We start from the raw sequence: 512 nt of genomic DNA, 5'->3' as shown, positions 1-512 counted from the left end.
GATTCATAACCGAGCAGATGCACCTGACCGTCTGCGGTATACCACAGCCAGAAATCCGGCTCCGTGGTGCTGCCTTGTGGCTGCCAGTATTCCAGCCGGCTGAAATCACTCTCCACACGGGCGCGGTAAGTGGTTATCTGATAAGGGACATTAAGTGTGGTGCCAAACAGTGTCTGACGTTTTTCTGTCAGGGGGTTGCCATTACTGCCGGTGATGGCCATCAGCACGTCACCGGCGGGAGAGACAAACTCATCCTGCTCTGTGTAAGACGGCACACCGGAACGGGTTCGGCGGCTGACCGCCGGACGCATTAAATCCCAGCCGATACCGAAAGCACTGTTACCGCCCTGACTGCTGTAACTGAGTGAGAGCGAAGGGGCATAGCCGCGTCCGGCACTGACGGGCAGCGGCAGAGATAACGATGCGGCGCCGTCGGGACCGGCCGCGCCCGCCTGCCCGGAAAGTCCGGTCAGTGCACCGCCGCCTTTGGGCAGAGACGGTGCCTGCGGGCT

1 protein-coding gene is annotated in these 512 nt (G+C 60.9%); it reads right to left on the bottom strand.

What is annotated here, in order from left to right; genetic code table 11:
- Positions 1–512, bottom strand: a 512-nt coding sequence (locus tag ACMHKJ_RS19385) for a SpvB/TcaC N-terminal domain-containing protein (protein WP_413496489.1), incomplete at both ends; no start/stop codon positions are given.

It is taken from the genome of Morganella psychrotolerans (assembly GCF_965118875.1).
Taxonomy (GTDB): Bacteria; Pseudomonadota; Gammaproteobacteria; order Enterobacterales; family Enterobacteriaceae; genus Morganella; species Morganella psychrotolerans_C.
This window is presented reverse-complemented; position numbering and strand designations above follow the sequence as displayed.